Origin of the sequence: Stutzerimonas stutzeri, assembly GCF_024448985.1 — a bacterium.
Classification (GTDB): domain Bacteria; phylum Pseudomonadota; class Gammaproteobacteria; order Pseudomonadales; family Pseudomonadaceae; genus Stutzerimonas; species Stutzerimonas stutzeri_AP.
In genome coordinates this window covers 21,216-43,038 of sequence record NZ_JAMOII010000026.1, presented here as the reverse complement: position 1 = coordinate 43,038, position 21,823 = coordinate 21,216, and the positions used below count along the sequence as shown (strand labels likewise).

16 protein-coding genes are annotated in these 21,823 nt (G+C 59.9%); 9 read left to right on the top strand and 7 right to left on the bottom strand.

Going from position 1 to position 21,823, the window contains the following annotated elements; all coding sequences use genetic code 11:
• Nucleotides 1–181 precede the first annotated feature (181 nt).
• A complete protein-coding gene (gene thrH, locus NA647_RS18450; protein ID WP_256059003.1) occupies nt 182–799 on the top strand; it encodes a bifunctional phosphoserine phosphatase/homoserine phosphotransferase ThrH in 618 nt (205 codons plus the stop codon).
• 210 nt (nt 800–1,009) lie between these two features.
• Here the strand turns inward: thrH and pabB are convergent, their stop codons facing one another.
• From pabB to NA647_RS18430, 4 genes are read right to left on the bottom strand one after another with little or no spacing between them, the layout of a single operon-like run.
• Nucleotides 1,010–2,350, bottom strand: coding sequence for an aminodeoxychorismate synthase component I (gene pabB, locus NA647_RS18445; protein WP_256059002.1), 1,341 nt, complete (start codon nt 2,348–2,350; stop codon nt 1,010–1,012).
• Nucleotides 2,351–2,397: 47 nt separating this feature from the next.
• Entirely contained in the window at nt 2,398–3,381 is a 984-nt protein-coding gene (locus tag NA647_RS18440; protein ID WP_256059001.1) for an alpha-L-glutamate ligase-like protein, read from the bottom strand.
• Between the two features lie 3 nt (nt 3,382–3,384).
• The gene (locus NA647_RS18435; RefSeq protein ID WP_256059000.1) at nt 3,385–4,911 is read right to left on the bottom strand and encodes an inactive transglutaminase family protein; all 1,527 of its coding nucleotides are present in this window, start codon (nt 4,909–4,911) and stop codon (nt 3,385–3,387) included.
• Between the two features lie 4 nt (nt 4,912–4,915).
• A complete protein-coding gene (locus NA647_RS18430; RefSeq protein WP_256058999.1) occupies nt 4,916–5,452 on the bottom strand; it encodes an ATP-dependent zinc protease in 537 nt (178 codons plus the stop codon).
• Nucleotides 5,453–5,725: 273 nt separating this feature from the next.
• On the opposite strand from NA647_RS18430, the gene NA647_RS18425 reads away from it, so the two are divergent.
• From NA647_RS18425 to prpF, 5 genes are all read left to right on the top strand, one after another.
• On the top strand, nt 5,726–6,448 hold the full coding sequence (locus tag NA647_RS18425; protein WP_256058998.1) for a GntR family transcriptional regulator: 723 nt from the start codon (nt 5,726–5,728) through the stop codon (nt 6,446–6,448).
• Nucleotides 6,445–7,332, top strand: coding sequence for a methylisocitrate lyase (prpB, locus tag NA647_RS18420; RefSeq protein WP_256058997.1), 888 nt, complete (start codon nt 6,445–6,447; stop codon nt 7,330–7,332). The genes NA647_RS18425 and prpB overlap by 4 nt, the downstream gene beginning before the upstream one ends.
• A 79-nt stretch (nt 7,333–7,411) precedes the next feature.
• Entirely contained in the window at nt 7,412–8,539 is a 1,128-nt protein-coding gene (gene prpC, locus NA647_RS18415) for a bifunctional 2-methylcitrate synthase/citrate synthase (RefSeq protein ID WP_256058996.1), read from the top strand.
• Between the two features lie 71 nt (nt 8,540–8,610).
• On the top strand, nt 8,611–11,208 hold the full coding sequence (gene acnD / locus NA647_RS18410; RefSeq protein WP_256058995.1) for a Fe/S-dependent 2-methylisocitrate dehydratase AcnD: 2,598 nt from the start codon (nt 8,611–8,613) through the stop codon (nt 11,206–11,208).
• 154 nt (nt 11,209–11,362) lie between these two features.
• Nucleotides 11,363–12,550 carry a 2-methylaconitate cis-trans isomerase PrpF gene (prpF, locus tag NA647_RS18405; protein WP_256058994.1) on the top strand — a complete coding sequence of 396 codons (1,188 nt, stop codon included), beginning with the start codon at nt 11,363–11,365 and terminating at the stop codon, nt 12,548–12,550.
• A 184-nt stretch (nt 12,551–12,734) separates the two neighbouring features.
• Here the strand turns inward: prpF and ppsR are convergent, their stop codons facing one another.
• A complete protein-coding gene (ppsR, locus tag NA647_RS18400) occupies nt 12,735–13,553 on the bottom strand; it encodes a posphoenolpyruvate synthetase regulatory kinase/phosphorylase PpsR (protein ID WP_131648912.1) in 819 nt (272 codons plus the stop codon).
• 155 nt (nt 13,554–13,708) lie between these two features.
• On the opposite strand from ppsR, the gene ppsA reads away from it, so the two are divergent.
• Together ppsA and rraA are read left to right on the top strand one after the other, a co-directional pair.
• Nucleotides 13,709–16,081, top strand: coding sequence for a phosphoenolpyruvate synthase (ppsA, locus tag NA647_RS18395; RefSeq protein WP_256058993.1), 2,373 nt, complete (start codon nt 13,709–13,711; stop codon nt 16,079–16,081).
• 152 nt (nt 16,082–16,233) lie between these two features.
• A complete protein-coding gene (gene rraA, locus NA647_RS18390; RefSeq protein WP_256048751.1) occupies nt 16,234–16,722 on the top strand; it encodes a ribonuclease E activity regulator RraA in 489 nt (162 codons plus the stop codon).
• Between the two features lie 632 nt (nt 16,723–17,354).
• Here rraA and acnB read toward each other — a convergent pair.
• Nucleotides 17,355–19,964, bottom strand: coding sequence for a bifunctional aconitate hydratase 2/2-methylisocitrate dehydratase (gene acnB, locus NA647_RS18385; RefSeq protein WP_256058992.1), 2,610 nt, complete (start codon nt 19,962–19,964; stop codon nt 17,355–17,357).
• A gap of 403 nt (nt 19,965–20,367) precedes the next feature.
• On the opposite strand from acnB, the gene NA647_RS18380 reads away from it, so the two are divergent.
• Nucleotides 20,368–20,835 carry a DUF1289 domain-containing protein gene (locus NA647_RS18380; RefSeq protein ID WP_256058991.1) on the top strand — a complete coding sequence of 156 codons (468 nt, stop codon included), beginning with the start codon at nt 20,368–20,370 and terminating at the stop codon, nt 20,833–20,835.
• Between the two features lie 38 nt (nt 20,836–20,873).
• On the opposite strand, the gene NA647_RS18375 is transcribed toward NA647_RS18380, so the two are convergent.
• Nucleotides 20,874–21,737 carry a universal stress protein gene (locus NA647_RS18375; protein WP_256058990.1) on the bottom strand — a complete coding sequence of 288 codons (864 nt, stop codon included), beginning with the start codon at nt 21,735–21,737 and terminating at the stop codon, nt 20,874–20,876.
• Nucleotides 21,738–21,823: the final 86 nt, after the last annotated feature.

Below are 21,823 nucleotides of genomic sequence, written 5' to 3'. Positions count from 1 at the left end.
CGGCTTCCTTGATTGGCGCTTGGGGCGCTCTGCTGGCCGCGGATGTTAGCAAATAGGCTTTATGACGCTAAATAACGTTTGCAGCGGTTACGCCAAACTTTAGTGAATAAGCTGCTGCGTTGCGTCGCTCCGCCCTTGTCGTTAGAGTGCCGCTTCATTTTTCTGCTTTAAGGAGTGGCCCGTGGAAATAGCCTGTCTTGACCTGGAAGGTGTGCTGGTTCCGGAAATCTGGATCGCCTTTGCCGAGGCCACTGGAATCGAATCCCTCCGGGCGACCACGCGGGACATTCCTGACTATGACGTGCTGATGAAGCAGCGGCTGCGCATCCTCGACGAGCACGGCCTGAAACTGGCGGATATCCAAGCCGTCATCGCGACCCTGAAACCGCTCGATGGCGCCGTCGAGTTCGTCGACTGGCTACGCGAGCGCTTCCAGGTTGTGATCCTGTCGGACACCTTCTATGAGTTTTCGCAGCCGCTGATGCGCCAGCTGGGCTTCCCGACGCTGCTTTGCCATCGCCTGATCACTGACGAATCAGGGCGTGTCGTAAATTACGAGCTGCGCCAGAAAGACCCCAAGCGCCAGTCAGTGATCGCGCTGAAGAGCCTGTATTACCGCGTCATCGCGGCGGGCGATTCCTACAATGACACGACCATGCTGTCCGAGGCCCACGCCGGCATCCTGTTCCACGCACCGGACAACGTCATCCGCGAGTTTCCACAGTTTCCGGCTGTGCATACCTTCGAGGAACTCAAGCAGGAATTCATCAAGGCATCGAATCGCAAGCTGGCGCTCTAAATAGCGGCAAGGCGCAAGCCATAAGCTTCAAGTAAACGCGGAAAAGCAGCGGCAACCGTAGGGTGGGCCGGGCGGCGTTCCGCTTCAGTTCACCGACAGGGCCAGGCCTTGGTGGGCTGAAGCCCACCCTACGTTAGTTTGACAGGCTCTGGACGCCAGCCCGCACAGTATTAGCTTGCAGCTTGCAGCTTGCAGCTTGCAGCTTGCAGCCTATAGCCGTTCCAACGTCTCCATCAGTACCTTCACCTTGTCCAGGGTTTCCTGGTACTCGGCCTGCCAGTCGGAGTCGGCCACTATTCCTCCGCCGCCCCAGCAAACGGCCTGGTCGTTCTGAACCAGTAGCGTGCGGATGGCGATCGAACTGTCCATCTCGCCCCGTACATCGAGATATAACAACGAGCCGCAATAGATCGAACGCTGGCTGGGTTCAAGCTCATCGATCACCTGCATGGCGCGAATTTTGGGCGCGCCGGTAATCGACCCTCCCGGAAAGCTGCCTGCCAGCAGGTCCAACGCATCCTTGTCGGCGGCCAGGGTGCCGCTGACCCCGCTCACCAGATGGTGCACGTTCGGATAACTTTCCAGCGAGAATAGTTCGGGAACCCTTACGGTGCCGATCTCGCAGCTGCGTCCTAAATCGTTGCGCAGCAAATCGACGATCATCAGGTTTTCCGCTCGATCCTTATCGCTACTCAGCAGTATTTGAGCCTCTCTTTGGTCGGCTTCGGGATCGAGTCGGCGGGGGCGGGTGCCCTTGATCGGGCGCGTGTCTACAACGCCTTCAGTCAATCGCAAAAAACGCTCGGGGGATAGGCTGAGGATCGCGCCGCCTTTAACATTGATATAACCCGAGTAAGGCGTTGGGCATGCGGCGCGCAACGCCTGGTATGCCTGCCAAGGATCTCCGTTGCAGGGCGCTCGAAAACGATGTGCGAAATTCACCTGATAGCAATCGCCAGCCTGGATGTATTGCTGAATACGCGCAATGGCATCCTGGTACTCGGCGCGCTCCAGATCGGCTTTGAACCGCGAGCCGAGACAGAACGACGTGTGCGCGGGTGACCACACCGACTCGAACCGTTCGATCAGCTGAATCCGCTCTGCATCGGGCAGCTTGGGGTGAAACACCAAATGCGTCGTCTGGCTGTGATGATCGTTGATCAATGCCCAGGCATACAGGCCGAGTTGGGCATGCGGAAGCTGGAGGTCTTGCGCGGCGTTGGTGGGGAGTCGTTCGAGTCGTGAGCCGAAATCGTAGGCAAGAAAACCCAGCAGCCCGCCAGTAAATGGCAGCTCGATATCCGCCGGAGCATCCGCATCGCCAAGTGCTTCTAGCGCGTTACGCAGTCGTGCAAAAAAGGCGTTGCCCGTCTCTGTTATGAGCGGCTCCAGTATTTCGATCGGCCATGCGCTTAGCAGGTCGTACCGTCCGCGCTCGGCGACCGGTCGTCCGGAGTCGAGCAATACGGCACCGGGCGCGTGCCGGATGCGCTCGAACCACTGCGCCGGATCAGGTTGATAGGGAAGGGCGTGTACCGTACAGAGAGGCATACAGGTTTTGGTCTAGAGAGGCCCGACTATCGGCTCGGGCCTCAGCGTCAGGAGTGGGTCGGGATGTGGCCGAAAAGATCCTGGGCGAATCGCACCCGCTCTTCGGGCGTTTCCTGAATACCCTTTTCCTTGAGTTCCTCGATCCGGTTCTCAACAGCGTGCGCGCGATGGGTCAGGCCACAGTCATTGGCAATCTGAATATTCAGGCCAGGGCGGGCGTTGAGCTCAAGAATCAGCGGACCCTTGTCCTGGTCGAGCACCATGTCTACGCCGATGTAGCCCAGCCCGCACAGCTCATAACAGCCGGCGGCGAGCTTCATGAAACCGTCCCAGTTGGGTAGCTGCACGCCATCCACCGCATTGGTGGTGTCGGGGTGCTTGGTGATCTTGTTGTTCAGCCAAGTGCCGCGCAGCGTGATGCCGGTGGCCAGATCCACACCGACGCCGATGGCGCCCTGGTGCAGGTTGGCCTTGCCGCCGGACTGGCGGGTCGGCAGGCGCAGCATGGCCATGACCGGGTAGCCCATAAGCACGATGATGCGGATATCCGGCACGCCTTCGTAGCTGATGCTCTTGAAGATTGGGTCCGGCGTAACGCGGTATTCGATCAGCGCCCGATCGCGGTGTCCGCCCAGAGAGTAGAGCCCGGTGAGGATGTTGGAAATCTGATGCTCGATCTCCTCATGCGTGATGATCTTGCCCGAAACCGTCCGGTAGCGGCCCTCGAATCGATCGGCGATTACCAGAATGCCGTCGCCGCCAGCGCCCTGCGCCGGCTTGACGACGAAATCGGGGCGCCCCTTCACGATGTCCTGGAGCTTCTCTATATCCTTCTCGGTCTCGATGATGCCGTACATTTCCGGCACATCGATACCGGCTTCGATGGCCCGTTCCTTGGTGATGATCTTGTCATCGACGATCGGGTACAGGTTGCGCTTGTTGTACTTGAGCACATAGTCCGCGTTGCGGCGGTTGATGCCCATGATGCCCTTGGCTTCCAGGGCCTTCCACGTCTTGATCAGACCGAACATGGCTCAATCCTTCAGAAAGGCTTTGAAACGGAACAGCTCGGTCAGGCGGTAGCCACGATAGCGACCCATGGCCAGCATGAAGCCCACCATGATCAGCAGCACTGCCGGGAAGGTGAAGATGAAGTAAGTCAGTTCCGGGATGTTCATCAGCATGAACGCCAGGCTTGCCGCGATCAGGGTGCCGACCGCCACCTTGAAGGCATGACCGCCGCCGCGTTCTTCCCAAGTGATCGACAGGCGCTCGATGGTCATGGTCAGGATCACCATCGGGAACAGCGAGACGGAAAGCCCGCGCTCGAGCCCGAGCTTGTGACTCAACAGGCTGATCACCGCAATCAGCACGACGACGAACGTGAGCACGACCGAGAGACGCGGCAGCATCTGCAACTTCAGATGTTCAAGGTAGGAGCGCAGGGACAAACCGAGTGCCGTAATGACGGTAAACAGGATGATGCCGAAGCCAATCTGGGTCTCGCGGAACGCCAGTGCGATCAGTACCGGGGTGAAGGTACCCAGCGTCTGCAAGCCGCCGAGGTTGCGCAGAATCAGAATCACCAGTACCCCGATCGGGATCATGATCATGATCTGATAGGTCTGTTGAGTCTGAAGCGGCAGGCCATAAAGTGAGTACTCGAGGAAATCTGCGTCGGTGTTCTCGTCCGTCAGCTTCGCCAGGCGGATGGCGTTCATCTCGCTGCTGTTGAGCGTGAACGTCACCTGTGCATTACGCCCACCTTCGAGCGTTAGCAGCGGCTCGTCACCGGTCCACCAGACCAAACGATCTTTTGGCAGACCTTGCTCGCCGGTTTCCGGATTGAAATACAGCCACTTGTCGCCGTTGAAGCTGCGCAGCCAAAGTTCGGGCGTTTGCGCCATATCGGCGAGCAGTCGAACGGTATGCACGCGCTCCATCGGAACATGGGCGATGGACAGCAGCAAATCGATTACGCGGGCTTTGTTTGGAGTCGCCGAATCGCCACCGAGCAGTAGTTTGACGTTGTCATCATCGGCATTGTTTACACGCTTGATGGCTTCGCTGATGAATGTCTCAACATCGGCCGAATGCTGGCGGATCGGTGAGAGCAGGGCTTCGGCGGCAATTTTTTCGGCACCTTCGACCGGGATGCTGTCGCGAAAGATCGGGCCGGTGGCTGCGGTTTGTTCGCCGCTGTAGCGTCTGGTGAGCACCAGGCGGTAGTAAAGCGTTTGATTGCCACTGGCACGACGCGCCGACCAGGTGACGCGACGGTTGCCGTCGGCGCGGTTGATGCTCACGCCGTAATTGTTGGAAATGAAGCTTTCGTTGAGGCTGACGAACTCCTGGTTCAGCGGAGGTACGTACATCTGCAGCTTCACCGGCTCGCGCGGGCTGGCCTGAAATTCGATTTTGGCGTCGATATTCCACAGGTCATCGGTTTCGTCTTCGGTGATTGGGATTCCGAGGACGAAGATCTGGTACGCGGTGATCGCGATGCCCAGCGTGACGAGCAGGAAAATCAGAACTTTGAGATGCAGGGTAAGGGCGCGCATGGAATTACTCGTCAGCGTCGGATTCGATAATGCAGCCGGGTTTGCCAGCAGCGTACTTAAGGCTTGGATCGACCAGGGCACCGAAGCGAGTAAGCGCATCGGAACCTATTAAAAGTGGATATTGGAATGCACTTCTGTCCGTGAGGTTCACTTCAATGCTGCGTTTGGCCTTACCCATGCACAGCTCGAGCTCCACGACGGGGCGCGGTGTATAGGTTTTTTCTTCTTCTGGATCGAAGTCTCCAGCGCGACGTTTGATCTTGCTGATGCGCTGCAGCGGGAGCTCGATTGGGTGGTCATGAGCCTCGTCGACGGCGAGGTAGAAGCGAACCCAATCCTTCCCTTTGCGCTTGAAGTTTTCGATATCGCGCGCGCTGAGCGAGGCAGTTTGCGCGCCCGTATCGAGTTTCGCAGCTAGCTCGATACCAAAGTCGGGTAGAGCGACATGTTCGTTCAGGCCATAGATGGTTTTGCTATCCGCCTGGGCGAAGAGCGGGGAGGCCAGAAGGCACAGCGACAGAAGAAAGGGTTTGGCGCTCATAGGTCCAGGATTAGTCGAGTCGGAAAGCATGGGCGGAACGGCAGCCCGTGAGCTTGGAGGGCATGGCGAGGCGGGCGCCAGGCGCCCAGTACCGGCGCATTCTACATGGCCGTTCGTTCCGCCGACTAGGTTATGCCTTGAGCTCGGCTGCGTCATGTCATCGATGCCACTCGCGCATCATAGGCCGTATTGTCGACAATCTACTTTCGTCCATTGACCATTTGGTGATTCTGAGCGTAAGTTATCGGCATTGCTATCCGTGGTGTCAACAATATGCTCGATACCGTCGAAAACCTCCGTTCTGATCAATTAGATAGCGGAACCCTGTCCGAACACGTGTTCCGGCTGATTCAGGCGGCCATCGTCAAGGGCGATATCGCACCCGGCAGCAAGATTTCCGAGCCGGAGCTGGCGCGTACCTATGGCATCAGTCGTGGGCCGTTGCGCGAGGCGATCCACCGCCTAGAAGGGCAGAAGCTGCTGGTGCGCATTCCCCATGTGGGCGCACGGGTGGTTTCCCTCAGTCATGCCGAGCTGATCGAGCTCTACGAGATCCGCGAATCTTTGGAAGGCATGGCCTGTCGGCTGGCCGCCGAGCGCATGAGCGACGCTGAGATCGAAGAGCTACGGCGCGTGCTGAGCACGCATGAGCGCGACGAGGCCTTCCAGGCGGGCGTCGGTTACTACCAGCAGGAAGGCGATTTCGATTTTCACTACCGGATCATTCAGGGCAGTGGCAATCGCACCCTGGCCAAGTTGTTGTGCGACGAGCTCTATCAGCTGGTTCGCATGTATCGAATCCAGTTTTCTACCACGCCGAATCGGCCACATCAGGCCTTCGCCGAACATCACCGAATCCTCGATGCCATCGCCGAGCGCGATGGCGAACTGGCGGAGCTGCTGATGCGCCGTCATATCGCGGCTTCCAAGCGCAACGTCGAGCGCCACTTCCAGGGCGTTCTCGAACAAACACCATATGAAAGGGGCAATGCATGACTCTTCCTACTGCCGGTCAGCGTTTCCGTGACGCCGTGGCCAGTGAGCACCCACTGCAGGTCGTCGGCGCGATCAATGCCAACCATGCGTTGCTGGCCAAGCGAGCCGGCTTCAAGGCTATTTACCTGTCCGGTGGCGGTGTCGCAGCCGGTTCGTTGGGGCTGCCGGATCTCGGCATCACCGGGCTCGACGACGTGCTGACCGATGTACGTCGCATCACTGATGTCTGCGATCTGCCGCTGCTGGTGGATGTCGACACCGGTTTCGGCTCCTCGGCCTTCAACGTGGCGCGTACCGTCAAGTCGATGATCAAGTTCGGCGCGGCGGCGATCCATATCGAGGACCAAGTCGGCGCCAAGCGCTGCGGTCATCGTCCGAACAAAGAGATCGTCTCCCAGCAGGAGATGGTTGACCGCATCAAGGCGGCGGTGGATGCGCGCACCGATGACAGCTTCGTGATCATGGCGCGCACCGATGCGCTGGCAGTGGAGGGGCTGGAGTCCGCCCTCGAGCGTGCCCAAGCCTGCATCGAGGCGGGCGCTGACATGATTTTCCCCGAGGCCATCACCGAGCTGTCGATGTACAAAACGTTCGCCGATCGCGTGAATGCGCCGATCCTGGCCAATATCACCGAATTCGGAGCAACGCCGCTGTATACCACCGAAGAGCTGGCCAGCGTCGACGTCTCTCTGGTGCTCTATCCGCTGTCGGCCTTCCGCGCCATGAACAAGGCGGCCGAAAACGTCTATACCGCGCTGCGTCGTGATGGCACGCAGAAGAACGTGATCGATACCATGCAGACCCGCATGGAGCTGTACGACCGCATCAACTATCACGTTTTCGAGCAGAGCCTCGATGCGTTGTTCGCTCAGAAGAAGAGCTGAGCGCGTCCGGTCCCGGCAGAACCGTCGGAGCCTTCCACCGATGTGCGATATCCAGAATAAATCCAATAAGGAGATAACCATGGCTGAAGCAAAAGTATTGAGCGGGGCGGGCCTGCGCGGTCAGATCGCTGGACAGACCGCTTTATGTACCGTCGGCAAGGAAGGCGCCGGCCTGACCTATCGCGGTTATGACGTTCGCGATCTGGCTGCCGTGGCCGATTTCGAGGAAGTGGCCTACCTGCTATTCCATGGGGAGCTGCCCAATGTCGAGCAACTGGCGGCTTACAAGAACCGCCTGAAGACGCTACGCGATCTGCCGCAGGCGCTGAAGGAAGTGCTGGAGCGCATACCGGCCAGCGCCCATCCGATGGACGTCATGCGTACCGGCGCTTCGGTGCTCGGCACTCTGGAGCCGGAAGTCAGCTTCGAGCAGCAGCGTGACGTCGCCGAGCGCCTGATGGCCGCATTCCCGGCGATCATGTGCTACTGGTATCGCTTCACCCACGACGGCTTACGCATTGAGTGCACCAGCGACGAAGACACCCTGGGCGGGCATTTCCTCGCGCTGCTGCACGGCAAGAAGCCGAGCGACCTGCACGTTCGGGTGATGAACGTCTCGCTGATCCTCTATGCCGAGCACGAGTTCAACGCCTCGACGTTCACCGCACGGGTTTGTGCTTCGACCCTGTCCGACCTGTACTCCTGCGTGACTGGCGCCATCGGTTCGCTGCGTGGCCCGCTGCATGGCGGCGCCAACGAGGCGGCCATGGAGCTGATCGAGCGCTTCAATACTCCCGAAGAGGCCCGCGAAGGCCTGTTGGGCATGCTCGAGCGCAAGGAAAAGATCATGGGCTTCGGTCACGCTATCTATAGCGTTTCCGATCCGCGCAACGAAGTCATCAAGGTCTGGGCTAAAAAATTGGCCGAGGAAGTCGGCGATACCGTGCTGCATCCGGTATCGGTAGCTGTCGACGAGACCATGTGGGAGCAGAAGAAGCTCTTCCCCAACGCCGACTTCTACCACGCTTCGGCCTATCACTTCATGGGCATCCCTACCAAGCTATTCACGCCGATCTTCGTCTGCTCGCGTGTGACCGGCTGGGCGTCCCATGTGTTCGAACAACGCAGCAACAACCGGATCATTCGGCCGAGCGCCGATTACATCGGTCCGGAACAGCGCAAGGTCGTACCGATCGCCGAGCGCTGATCGGAAGAGGGGAGGCCCGCAGGGCTTCCCTTCCTTGCTTTACGGAACATTCCTGATTGAGTTCTTCCGGCATGAATACAGAACACCGCAAACCCCTGCCTGGCACCCTGCTTGACTACTTCGATACCCGCGAGGCAATCGAAGCGATCCAGCCGGGCGCCTACGACACGCTGCCCTATACCTCCCGCGTGCTGGCCGAACAGCTGGTGCGTCGCTGCGAGCCGGCGATGCTGACCGACTCGCTGAAACAGATCATCGAACGCAAGCAGGACCTGGATTTCCCTTGGTATCCGGCGCGCGTGGTCTGCCACGACATTCTCGGCCAGACCGCGCTGGTGGACCTGGCCGGCCTGCGCGATGCGATCGCCGAGCAGGGCGGCGACCCGGCCAAGGTCAACCCGGTAGTGCCGACCCAGCTGATCGTCGATCACTCGCTGGCGGTGGAACATGCCGGCTTCGACCCGGATGCCTTCGAGAAGAACCGTGCGGTGGAAGAGCGCCGCAATGAAGACCGCTTCCACTTCATCGAGTGGACCAAGACTGCATTCAAGAACGTCGACGTGATCCCGGCCGGTAACGGCATCATGCACCAGATCAACCTGGAAAAAATGTCGCCGGTGATCCAAGCGCGCGGCGGCGTCGCCTTCCCGGACACCTGCGTCGGCACCGATTCCCACACCCCTCACGTCGATGCCCTGGGTGTGATCGCCGTCGGCGTCGGTGGGCTGGAAGCCGAAACTGTCATGCTCGGCCGCCCCTCCATGATGCGCCTGCCCGATATCGTCGGCGTGCGGCTGACTGGCAAGCGCCAGCCGGGCATCACCGCCACCGATATCGTCCTGGCGCTGACCGAGTTCCTGCGCAACGAGCACGTGGTCGGGGCCTGGGTGGAGTTCTTTGGCGAAGGTGCCGACAGCCTGTCCATCGGCGACCGCGCCACCATCTCCAACATGTGCCCCGAGTATGGCGCTACGGCGGCGATGTTCTATATCGATCAGCAGACCATTGATTACCTCAAGCTCACCGGGCGCGAGCCGGAGCAGGTGGCGTTGGTCGAGAATTACGCGAAAACAACCGGCCTTTGGGCCGATGCGCTGGTCAGTGCCGAATATGAGCGCGTGCTGGAGTTCGATCTGTCGACCGTGGTGCGCAACCTGGCCGGCCCGAGCAATCCGCACCGCCGCCTGCCGACCTCGGCGCTGGCCGAGCGCGGCATCGCGGTGCATCTGGACAAGGCGCAGGCCGAAGAGAAGGAAGGCCTGATGCCGGACGGTGCGGTGATCATCGCCGCCATCACCAGCTGCACCAACACCTCCAACCCGCGCAACGTGGTTGCCGCCGGTCTGGTGGCGAAGAAGGCCAACGAACTGGGGCTGGTGCGCAAGCCTTGGGTGAAGACCTCCTTCGCGCCGGGCTCGAAAGTTGCCAAGCTGTATCTGGAAGAAGCCGGCCTGTTGACGGAGCTGGAAAAGCTCGGTTTCGGCATCGTTGCCTATGCCTGCACCACCTGCAACGGCATGTCTGGCGCGCTGGACCCGAAAATCCAGCAGGAAATCATCGACCGCGACCTGTATGCCACGGCAGTGCTTTCCGGCAACCGCAACTTCGACGGGCGCATCCACCCCTACGCCAAGCAGGCCTTCCTGGCCTCACCACCATTAGTGGTGGCCTACGCCATTGCCGGCACCGTGCGTTTCGACATCGAGCAGGACGTGCTGGGCCATGATGCCCAGGGCAACCCCGTCACCCTGAAGGACTTGTGGCCGAGCGACGAGGAAATCGACGCCATCGTTGCCTCCTCGGTGAAGCCTGAACAGTTCCGCCAGATCTACATCCCGATGTTCGATCTGGGCGCGGTGGAAGAAGCTGAAAGTCCGCTGTACGACTGGCGTCCGATGTCCACCTATATTCGCCGCCCGCCGTACTGGGAGGGCGCGTTGGCCGGCGAGCGCAGCCTCAAGGGCATGCGTCCGCTGGCAGTATTACCGGACAACATCACCACCGACCACCTGTCGCCGTCCAACGCCATCCTGCTGGACAGCGCCGCTGGTGAGTACCTGCACAAGATGGGCCTGCCGGAAGAGGACTTCAATTCCTACGCGACTCACCGGGGCGACCACCTCACGGCGCAGCGCGCCACCTTCGCCAATCCGCAGCTGGTCAACGAAATGGCCGTCGTCGATGGACAGGTGAAGAAGGGATCGCTGGCGCGCGTCGAGCCGGAAGGCACCGTCATGCGCATGTGGGAAGCCATCGAAACCTACATGAACCGCAAGCAGCCGCTGATCATCATTGCTGGCGCCGATTACGGTCAGGGTTCGTCCCGTGACTGGGCGGCCAAGGGCGTGCGCCTGGCGGGTGTGGAAGCCATCGTCGCCGAAGGCTTCGAGCGTATTCACCGCACCAACCTGGTGGGCATGGGTGTGTTGCCGCTGGAGTTTAAGCCGGGCACCGACCGCAAGACCTTAGGGATAGACGGCACCGAGACCTTCGACGTGATCGGCGAGCGTACGCCGCGTGCAACGCTGACGCTGGTCATTCATCGTCGTAACGGCGAGAGCGTCGAAGTACCGGTGACCTGCCGTCTGGATACCGCCGACGAAGTGTCGGTCTACGATGCGGGCGGCGTGCTGCAGCGCTTTGCCAAGGACTTCCTCGGACAGGCCTGAGGATATGACTCGTAAGGTGGGTCACGCTTTACCGATCCACCGGGTGGCGACCCACCGAGCAGTGTCGGGATAGGTATCAGAAGCAACATCCACCCGTATCTGCACTCCATTCCCGTTGCCGCCGTCTGGCGGCAACGTTTCATGAGGACTCTTTATGGCTCATGCACCCCAAATCAAGATTCCCGCTACCTATATGCGTGGCGGCACCAGCAAGGGCGTGTTCTTCCGCCTGCAGGACCTTCCCGAGCGCTGCCAGGTTCCAGGCGCAGCCCGAGACAAGCTGTTCATGCGCGTGATCGGCGGCCCAGACCCTTATGCCGCGCATATCGACGGCATGGGCGGCGCCACCTCCAGCACCAGCAAGTGCGTGATCCTCTCGAAGAGCAACCAGCCCGATCACGACGTGGATTACCTCTACGGCCAGGTTTCCATCGACAAGGCGTTCGTCGATTGGAGTGGTAACTGCGGCAATCTGTCTACCGGTGCCGGCGCCTTCGCCATTCATGCAGGACTGATTGATCCGACGCGCATTCCCGAGAATGGCACCTGCGTGGTTCGCATCTGGCAGGCCAATATCCAGAAGACCATCATCGCCCATGTGCCGGTCAGCAATGGCCAAGTGCAGGAAACCGGCGATTTCGAGCTGGACGGGGTGACCTTCCCGGCGGCTGAAATCGTGCTCGAATTCCTCGACCCGTCCGATGATGGCGAGGAGGGCAGCTCGATGTTCCCCACCGGCAACCTGGTCGACGATCTAGAGGTGCCAGGCATCGGCGCGTTGAAGGCGACCATGATTAGCGCCGGCATTTCCACCGTGTTCGTCAATGCCGAGGAAATCGGCTACCGGGGCACCGAACTGCGTGAAGACATCAACGCCAATCCCGAGGCGCTGGCGCGTCTAGAGGCCATCCGTGTGGCAGGTGCGTTGCGCATGGGACTAATCAAGACGGCGGAGGAAGCCCTGACCCGCCAGCACACGCCGAAGGTCGCCTTCGTTTCCACGCCGAAAACCTACGCGGCGTCCAGCGGCAAGACCATTGAGGCCGGCGAAGTGGATCTGCTGGTCCGTGCGTTGTCCATGGGCAAGCTGCACCACGCGATGATGGGCACCTGCGCGGTCGCGATCGGCACGGCGGCAGCGGTACCAGGCACCTTGGTCAACATGGCGGCGGGGGGCGGTGAGCGCCAGGCGGTGCGCTTCGGCCATCCGTCCGGCACCCTGAAGGTCGGCGCTGAGGCGAAGCAGGTAGATGGTCAATGGACCGTGACCAAAGCAATCATGAGCCGCAGCGCTCGCATCCTGATGGAGGGTTGGGTACGCGTACCGGGCGACTGCTTCTGAGCCGAGCCACTTTGGCGAGAAAGCCGAAAGTACATCGCCGAGGCAGGCTGTCCGCGCGAGCCTCGGCGGGATGAAAGAGGGGGGCGAACTTCGCGTTCTCCACCAATCCTGTTTTCTAGAAAGTCGCTCAAAAACCGCTATCGGTTGCACCTATCGGGCTTTTTGTTGTCTAGCGAAGCGGTGCTTACTTCAGTCTGCGCTCAACACCTTTTTCCACGAGGATCTTGGCGGATATTTCTTCGACGGAGAAATGCGTGGAGTTGATGTAATTGATGTTCTCGCGGCGGAACAAGTTTTCCACTTCGCGAACTTCGAATTCGCACTGAGCGAAACTCGCATAGCGGCTGTTGGGTTTGCGCTCGTTGCGAATAGCGGTGAGGCGGTCCGGGTCGATGGTCAGGCCGAAAAGCTTGTCCCGGTGAGTTTTCAAAGCGGTCGGTAGTTGCAGACGTTCCATGTCGTCTTCGGTCAGTGGATAGTTGGCCGCACGAATGCCGTACTGCATCGCCATGTACAGGCAGGTGGGCGTTTTGCCGCACCTGGAGACACCGACCAGAATCAGGTCCGCTTTGTCGTAGTAATGGGTGCGGGCGCCGTCATCGTTATCCAGAGCGAAATTGACCGCGTCGATTCGCTCCATGTAGTTGGCGTTATGGCTGATCGAATGGGATTTGCCGACCGAATAGGAGGAACGTGACATCAGTTCATGTTCCAGCGGAGCAAGGAAAGACGAAAAGATGTCGATCATGAAGCCATTGGACTCGGCCAGGATGTCGCGAATCTCCTGGTTCACCAGCGTATCGAATATGATCGGGCGCGCGCCGTCGCTTTCCGCCGCTTTATTGATTTGCTGTACCATCAGCCGCGCTTTGTCGGCGGTATCTATGTATGGCCGAGTCAGCTTGGTGAAGCTGATGTTTTCGAACTGTGCCAACAGGCTCTGGCCAAGTGTCTCGGCCGTGATGCCGGTACCGTCGGATATGAAAAATGCAGTTCGTTTCATTGCACCTGGGGCCTTAAGTCAAGAACGGTTCTCAGCTATAGTAGCCCCCTTCGCCGAGCCACAAGTGGCGGGCATTGTCACCCATTTTGCAGGGGCAGGCCACCGGATCGCGGATGGAGCCGACCGAGTTTCCAACACAATGTGGAGAGAGCACCTTGGTAGAGTACGTAGTTTCCCTCGATAAGCTCGGCAATCATGACGTTGAGCGTGTAGGGGGCAAGAACGCCTCCCTGGGCGAGATGATCAGCAACCTTGCTGGCGCGGGCGTTTCGGTACCTGGTGGTTTCGCCACTACGGCACAGGCCTATCGTGACTTCATGGAACTCAGCGGCCTGAACGAGCAGATCCATGCGCTGCTCGATGCGCTGGACGTGGACGACGTGAATGCATTGGCCAAGGCTGGTGCGCAAATTCGCGGCTGGGTCATGGAGGCTGAATTCCCTCAGCAGCTGGATGCCGATATCCGCGCAGCCTTCGCCGAGATGTCCGCCGGTAACGACAATCTGGCGGTTGCGGTGCGTTCTTCGGCCACCGCCGAAGACTTGCCGGATGCGTCCTTTGCCGGTCAGCAGGAAACCTTCCTCAATATTCGTGGCGTGGATAACGTGATCCGCGCTGCCAAGGAAGTGTTCGCCTCCCTGTTCAACGACCGTGCCATTGCCTATCGCGTGCACCAGGGCTTTGATCACAAGCTGGTCGCCCTGTCCGCCGGCGTGCAGCGCATGGTGCGCTCCGAAACCGGCACTGCTGGCGTGATGTTCACGCTGGACACGGAGTCCGGCTTCCGCGATGTGGTCTTCATCACTGGCGCCTATGGCTTGGGCGAGACCGTCGTGCAGGGCGCGGTCAACCCCGACGAGTTCTACGTACACAAGCACACCCTTGAAGCGGGCCGCCCCGCAATCTTGCGCCGCAACCTGGGCAGCAAGGCGATCAAGATGATCTACGGCGAAGAAGCCAGCGCCGGCAAATCGGTTAAGACGGTCGATGTCGATCAGGCCGAACGCATGCGTTTCTGCCTCACCGATGAAGAAGTCAGCAATCTGGCCCGGCAGGCGATGATCATCGAGAAACACTACGGCCGCCCGATGGATATCGAGTGGGCCAAAGACGGCGATGATGGTCAGCTGTACATCGTCCAGGCGCGCCCTGAAACCGTTAAAAGCCGCACCAGCGCCAACGTCATGGAGCGTTACCTGCTCAAGGAAAAAGGTACTGTACTGGTCGAAGGTCGCGCCATCGGCCAGCGTATTGGCGCAGGCCCGGTGAAGATCATTCGCGACGTCTCGGAAATGGACAAGGTCCAGCCGGGCGACGTGCTGGTGTCGGATATGACCGATCCGGACTGGGAGCCAGTAATGAAGCGCGCCAGTGCCATCGTCACCAACCGTGGTGGCCGTACCTGCCACGCGGCGATCATTGCGCGTGAGCTGGGTATTCCGGCCGTTGTGGGTTGTGGTAACGCTACTGAGTTGTTGAAGGATGGTCAGCGCGTCACCGTCACTTGCGCCGAAGGCGACACTGGTCTGATCTTCGAGGGCGAGCTGGGCTTCGATATCCGTCAGAACTCCATCGACGCCATGCCTGAACTGCCGTTCAAGATCATGATGAACGTCGGCAACCCGGACCGTGCATTTGACTTCGCCCAGCTGCCGAACGAGGGCGTGGGCCTGGCTCGCCTGGAGTTCATCATCAACCGCATGATCGGTGTGCATCCCAAGGCGCTGCTGAATTTCGACGGCCTGCCGGCGGATGTGAAGAGTAGCGTCGAGAAGCGCATCGCCGGTTATGGCGATCCGGTCGATTTCTATGTGGAGAAGTTGGTCGAAGGCGTGAGTACGCTGGCTGCGGCGTTCTGGCCGAAGAAAGTCATCGTGCGGCTGTCGGACTTCAAGTCCAACGAATACGCCAACCTGATCGGCGGCAAGCTTTACGAGCCGGAAGAAGAGAACCCGATGCTCGGCTTCCGTGGTGCCTCGCGCTACATCAGCGAATCCTTCCGCGACTGCTTCGAGCTCGAATGCCGGGCGATGAAGAAGGTCCGCGACGTCATGGGGCTGACCAATGTCGAGCTGATGGTGCCTTTCGTGCGCACGCTTGGCGAGGCCTCGCAGGTCATCGACATTCTCGGCCAGTTCGGCCTCAAGCGCGGTGAGAATGGCCTGCGCATCATCATGATGTGCGAACTGCCTTCCAACGCGCTGTTGGCCGACGAGTTCCTGGAGTTCTTCGATGGTTTCTCCATCGGCTCCAATGACATGACCCAACTGGCGCTGGGTCTTGACCGTGACTCGGGCATCATCGCGCACCTGTTCGATGAGCGTAATCCGGCGGTCAAGAAGCTGCTGGCCAGCGCCATCGAGGCGTGCAACAAGGCTGGTAAGTACATCGGTATCTGTGGTCAGGGGCCGTCCGATCATCCGGACCTCGCCAAGTGGCTGATGGAGCAGGGTATCGAAAGTGTTTCCCTGAACCCTGATTCGGTGCTGGATACCTGGTTCTTCCTGGCCGACCAGGAAATCGGCTGATCGGAGATCGAAAAGAAGGGCGGGCTTTCCGCCCTTTTTTGCTATGAGCCCTGTTTTCCGCAGCGTTATGAGCCGCGTCTGGTGTTCGCCTCGTCGATTCGAGGCGAATGGGTGTCCGGCGTACTCGGGGCGCTTCTTGAAGGAGATTTGCTATGCAATACGTCACCCCTGATCTTTGCGACGCCTACCCTGACCTCATTCAGGTGGTGGAGCCGATCTTCAGCAACTTCGGTGGTCGCGACTCCTTTGGCGGCGAGATCGTCACGGTCAAGTGCTTCGAAGACAACTCGTTGGTCAAGGAGCAGGTTGAGCTCGACGGCACCGGCAAGGTGATGGTGGTCGATGGTGGTGGCTCGCTGCGTTGCGCCTTGCTGGGCGACATGCTTGCCGAGAAGGCGTCGCGTAACGGCTGGCAGGGCTTGATCGTCTACGGTTGCATTCGCGACGTGGATATCGTCGCGCAAACTGATCTCGGTGTGCAGGCCCTGGCCAGTCACCCTTTGAAGAGCAACAAGCGTGGCGTCGGTGAGTTGAATATCCCGGTGACTTTCTGTGGCGTGACCTTTCGTCCTGGTGAATACCTCTATGCCGACAACAACGGCATTGTGGTCTCGCCTGAAGCGCTGAAGATGCCAGGCTGAGCTGAGCGTCCGGTCGTAATGTCGTTCGCTTAAGTGGAGCGGCGTTACGGCTCAGCGGACAGGTCTTGAGAACTCACCGTTCCGGTCTTGAGGATCGTGGGCGGCGAAACCAAACAGCCTTCCAATTCTCGTCAGCAAACCGCTAGCCGTAGCGAATCCCCTCTCGCTGACAAGGTTTCGTCGAGCCGGAATCAGGCCGTGCCGGTCTCGCCTGCGCTAGTCAGGCTCAGTAGCCAGTCTGCGATGCAGGAAGGCCTGCGTACCCTAGCAGACATCGCCGTCATACTCTCTAAGTGCAGAGCCATCCCGGCGATCGTGACGCAAGACGCTTGCGGTCTTTAGAAATGCCACTTTTAGCTGGCAAATGATCCCGATGCCATTCTCCGCATATATATTCAAGCGCGTCGCTACCTGAACAGGTCCGCTAAAAAGCGAAGCCATGCCCAGCACCAGCACCCCCAGCTAAAGCATTCGATTTTTCCAGATCGGGCAACGGGCAGTTGCCGTTTGGGAGGCATAAAAAAATCCGATGCCAAACGCTTGGCATCGGATCTTCCGGAGAGCCCGGCTAGGCTAATGCGTGAGTGAAACAGCATTTGGCCGAGGCGGGCTTTTCTTGGTTACCTACAGCGTTAGACGGCGACCACGTCGATCTTCGCCTTGGCCGCAGACTCGCGGAACTCAGCGATCTGATCGAAGCTCAGGTAGCGATAGACGTCCGCTGCCATGGTGTCGATCTGCGCCGCGTAGACCATGTACTCCTCGACAGACGGCAGGCGACCGAGAATCGATGCGACCGCTGCCAGTTCGGCAGAGGCCAGGTACACGTTGGTCGCATCGCCCAGACGGTTGGGGAAGTTACGAGTCGAGGTGGAGACCACCGTCGAGCCGGTTTCTACCCGTGCCTGGTTGCCCATGCACAGCGAGCAGCCCGGCATTTCCAGACGCGCACCGGCGCGGCCGTAGATGCCGTAGTAGCCTTCCTCGGTCAGCTGATGCTGGTCCATCTTGGTCGGCGGCGACAGCCACAGACGAGTCGGCAGCGAGCCTTCGACCTTGTCCAGCAGCTTGCCGGCAGCGCGGAAGTGGCCGATGTTGGTCATGCACGAACCGATGAACACTTCATCGATCTTCTCGCCCTGTACGCTGGAGAGCAGGCGGGCATCGTCCGGGTCGTTCGGAGCGCAGAGAACCGGCTCGGTGACTTCGGACAGATCGATTTCGATAACTTCAGCGTATTCAGCGTCAGCATCGGCAGCCAACAGCTCCGGCTTGGCCAGCCAGGCTTCCATTGCCTGAGCGCGGCGCTCCAGAGTACGCGCATCGCCGTAACCTTCGCTGATCATCCAGCGCAGCAGGGTGATGTTGGACTGCAGGTACTCAGCGATCGCGGCTTCCGGCAGCTTGATGGTGCAACCAGCGGCGGAGCGCTCGGCGGAGGCGTCGGACAGCTCGAACGCTTGCTCGACGGTCAGATCGTTCAGGCCTTCGATTTCGAGGATGCGGCCAGAGAAAATGTTCTTCTTGCCCTTCTTCTCGACGGTCAGCAGGCCTTTCTGAATCGCGTAGTAGGGGATGGCGTGAACCAGATCGCGCAGGGTGATGCCAGGCTGCATCTTGCCCTTGAAGCGAACCAGGACCGATTCCGGCATATCCAGCGGCATGACGCCGGTGGCAGCGGCGAACGCGACCAGGCCGGAGCCGGCCGGGAAGGAAATGCCCATCGGGAAGCGGGTGTGCGAGTCACCACCGGTACCTACGGTATCCGGCAGCAGCATGCGGTTCAGCCAGCTGTGGATGATGCCGTCACCCGGACGCAGGGAAACACCGCCGCGGGTCATGATGAAGTCCGGCAGGGTGTGATGGGTGGTGACGTCGATCGGCTTTGGATAAGCGGCAGTGTGGCAGAAGGACTGCATCACCAGATCGGCCGAGAAGCCCAGGCAAGCCAGGTCTTTCAGCTCGTCGCGAGTCATCGGGCCGGTGGTGTCCTGAGAGCCGACGGTAGTCATCTTCGGTTCGCAGTAGGTGCCCGGACGGACGCCTTTGCCTTCCGGCAGACCGCAGGCGCGGCCAACCATCTTCTGCGCGAGGGTGAAACCCTTGCTGCTCTCGGCGGGGGCTTCCGGCTTCTTGAACAGATCCGATGGACCCATGCCCAGTTCGGCGCGGGCTTTTTCGGTCAGGCCACGGCCGATGATCAGCGGAATACGACCGCCAGCACGAACTTCGTCGAGCAGGACGTCGGTTTTCAGCTCGAATGTGGTGACCAGCTCATCGCTATCGTGGCGGCGAACTTCACCTTTGTACGGATAGACGTCGATCACGTCGCCCATGGCCAGGTCGGAGCAATCGAACTCGATCGGCAGGGCGCCGGCGTCTTCCATCGTGTTGTAGAAGATGGGCGCGATCTTGGTGCCGAAACAGAAACCACCGGCACGCTTGTTCGGTACGTTCGGAATGTCGTCGCCGAAGAACCATAGCACCGAGTTGGTGGCCGATTTGCGCGAGGAGCCGGTGCCCACTACGTCGCCGACATAGGCGACCGGGAAGCCTTTGGTCTTCAGCTCTTCCATCTGCTTGAGCGGGCCAACCGAACCAGGAACGTCGGGGTTGATTCCGTCGCGAGCCATTTTCAGCATGGCCAGCGCGTGCAGCGGAATATCCGGGCGCGACCAGGCGTCAGGCGCAGGGGACAGGTCATCGGTGTTGGTTTCGCCAGTCACCTTGAATACGGTGAGGGAAATCTTTTCGGCAAGCGGGGCGCGGTTCTTGAACCACTCGCCCTCGGCCCAAGACTGCATGACGGCTTTGGCGTTGGCATTGCCGGCCTTGGCTTTCTCGGCCACGTCATGGAAGGCATCGAACATCAGCAGGGTGTGCTTCAGTTGCGCGGCGGTGGTGTCGGACAGTTCTGGGTTGTCCAGTAGGTCGACCAGCGTGACGATGTTGTAGCCGCCCTGCATGGTGCCCAGCAGCTCGACGGCGTGCTGCTTGCTGATCAACGGAGAGGTGGCTTCGCCCTTGGCGATGGCAGCGAGAAAGCCGGCCTTGACGTAGGCGGCTTCGTCTACGCCCGCGGGGACGCGGTTGGTGATCAGATCGAGGAGGAATTGTTCTTCGCCGGCTGGCGGGTTTTTCAGAAGTTCGACCAGGCCTGCGGTCTGCTCGGCGTTCAGCGGCTGGGGCACGACGCCCTGGGCGGCACGCTCTTCTACGTGTTTGCGATAGGCTTCAAGCACAGTTATATACCCTCATCATTGGTCCCTTGGGTGTCTCGGGACGCGCATCCGGAAGCTGTTTTCAAAGTTTTACGCCGGCGGCGTGACGGGTGCGCAGGAGAGAGGGATCTGCGCACCCGGCGGATGACCGGTTCAACTGTGCTCGTGACGCTTTGAAAACAGCTTCGTACGGATTGTGGCGCCGAAAACGGCGGAGCGATTCTACTGGAAAGGGCCCGTAAAGTTAAGTGAAACGCCATGGCGCCCGGATATCGAGGGTTCTGTCGAGCGTTCGCGAAAGCCTGCTGGAACGCCGGGCGGCGCGGGGTGCGCGGCCAGAAAAGAGGCGCTGCAGTGGATTCATTCGTGACCTGGCTTGGACAAAAGTCTAAGATGCGGCGCTGTTCATCGACTCACCCTCGCTATGTCCAACCAGCGCATTAAAACCCCTTGTGTGGGCCTCTGTTCCACTGTTTATGGGGATCTCGTCTGCCGTGGCTGCAAGCGCTTCCACCATGAGGTGGTGAGTTGGAATGCCTATGACGAGGAGAGCAAGCGCTCCGTCTGGCGGCGTTTGGAGCTGCTCCTGGCGCAAGTGATGGCCGCCAAGCTTGAAATCTTCGATGCCGATTTACTGCGCCGCCAGCTGGAAAGCCGGCAGATCCGCTTCGTCGCGGAGCAGTCACCGTATTGTTGGGCTTATCAGCTGATTGCTCGAGGCGCGCGGGTTATTCAGCAGCTCGATGCTTATGGCGTCGTGTTATTGCCGGAGTTTCGCGAGTGGTCTCTTCCGGAGCTTCGCGACGCCATCGATCGGGAGTTTTTTCTGCTCTCCGAGGCGCATTACCAGCGCTATATCGCGCCTCGGTTCCTCAGCGATACGGGTGAGTGAGATTCTGCCTTCATCCAAAGGCGGCCGACGAGTTTGAACTAGCGGCGGGCTACCAGCTCCTCGAGGTGGCCAATGATGTCTTCCGGCTTGAGAACCAGTACGTCGCTTTCCAACGTATCGAGTACCACCTCGGCGGTATTGCCCATCAACGCGCCGGAAAAACCGGTGCGGGCTACCGTGCCGATGACCGTCACGACGGCCTGAAGTTGATGGCAGACGCGTGGGATCAGCGCATCCGCAGGGCCTTCCTCGATATGCAGCTGCCCATCGGGGATGCCGTAGTCGGCCTGGAATTGCTTGCAAGCGCTGCGATAGCGCGCCTCGATAGTTTCTTTCAGTTGAAATGCCGGATCGGCTGCCGACAGCATCGGCGAAGGATGGGCGCTGATGACATGCAAATTACCGTCGGCAAGCGCGGCGATCTGGTAACCATGATTGATGATGCTTGAGTGCAACGTGCGGTGTTCGATGTCGGCGTTACCGACGTCCACCGCGGCGAGAATGTTGCCGCCAGTCCAGGGCGCCTCGGTTTTGACCATCAGTACGGGGCAGGGGCAATAGCGCAGCAGCTTCCAATCATCGGGCGTCATCAAGGCGCGCTTCAACGGGTTGTCGGCCACGTGCTGCTTGATCACCAGGCCGCAGCCCTCGGCTTGTTGAACCGTGACGATCGTGTGATGCAGGTTGTCATGCCAGGCTTGCTGCGTGGTGACGGTGTGCCCTTGCTCCTCCAGTTCTGCGCGGATTTCGGCGAGGTAGGCGCTGTGATCCTGCCGGGTGTCGCAAACGAGCAGATGCAGCTCCGATTGAGTGACGCTGGAAATGAGGCGAGCCCGTTTCAAAGCCAGGTTTCCAGGAAGTTTCGGGTCAATTATTACGAGGATACGGCGTATGGCTTGCATGATCGGCTCCGTTTCCAATAACAAATGAATTCACTATAGACAATGCAAGCGTGCCAGCTACTGATCCACATCAAGCGACGCTGGCT

What these genes read in the sequence shown, in the direction of transcription:
- pabB (WP_256059002.1), bottom strand. Translation starts at nt 2,350, where the DNA reads ATGCCTCTCTGTACGGTACACGCCCTTCCCTATCAACCTGATCCGGCG.
- prpF (WP_256058994.1), top strand. Translation starts at nt 11,363, where the DNA reads ATGGCTCATGCACCCCAAATCAAGATTCCCGCTACCTATATGCGTGGC.
- rraA (WP_256048751.1), top strand. Translation starts at nt 16,234, where the DNA reads ATGCAATACGTCACCCCTGATCTTTGCGACGCCTACCCTGACCTCATT.
- prpC (WP_256058996.1), top strand. Translation starts at nt 7,412, where the DNA reads ATGGCTGAAGCAAAAGTATTGAGCGGGGCGGGCCTGCGCGGTCAGATC.
- NA647_RS18425 (WP_256058998.1), top strand. Translation starts at nt 5,726, where the DNA reads ATGCTCGATACCGTCGAAAACCTCCGTTCTGATCAATTAGATAGCGGA.
- ppsR (WP_131648912.1), bottom strand. Translation starts at nt 13,553, where the DNA reads ATGAAACGAACTGCATTTTTCATATCCGACGGTACCGGCATCACGGCC.
- NA647_RS18440 (WP_256059001.1), bottom strand. Translation starts at nt 3,381, where the DNA reads ATGTTCGGTCTGATCAAGACGTGGAAGGCCCTGGAAGCCAAGGGCATC.
- NA647_RS18435 (WP_256059000.1), bottom strand. Translation starts at nt 4,911, where the DNA reads ATGCGCGCCCTTACCCTGCATCTCAAAGTTCTGATTTTCCTGCTCGTC.
- NA647_RS18375 (WP_256058990.1), bottom strand. Translation starts at nt 21,737, where the DNA reads ATGCAAGCCATACGCCGTATCCTCGTAATAATTGACCCGAAACTTCCT.
- acnD (WP_256058995.1), top strand. Translation starts at nt 8,611, where the DNA reads ATGAATACAGAACACCGCAAACCCCTGCCTGGCACCCTGCTTGACTAC.
- NA647_RS18380 (WP_256058991.1), top strand. Translation starts at nt 20,368, where the DNA reads ATGTCCAACCAGCGCATTAAAACCCCTTGTGTGGGCCTCTGTTCCACT.
- NA647_RS18430 (WP_256058999.1), bottom strand. Translation starts at nt 5,452, where the DNA reads ATGAGCGCCAAACCCTTTCTTCTGTCGCTGTGCCTTCTGGCCTCCCCG.
- prpB (WP_256058997.1), top strand. Translation starts at nt 6,445, where the DNA reads ATGACTCTTCCTACTGCCGGTCAGCGTTTCCGTGACGCCGTGGCCAGT.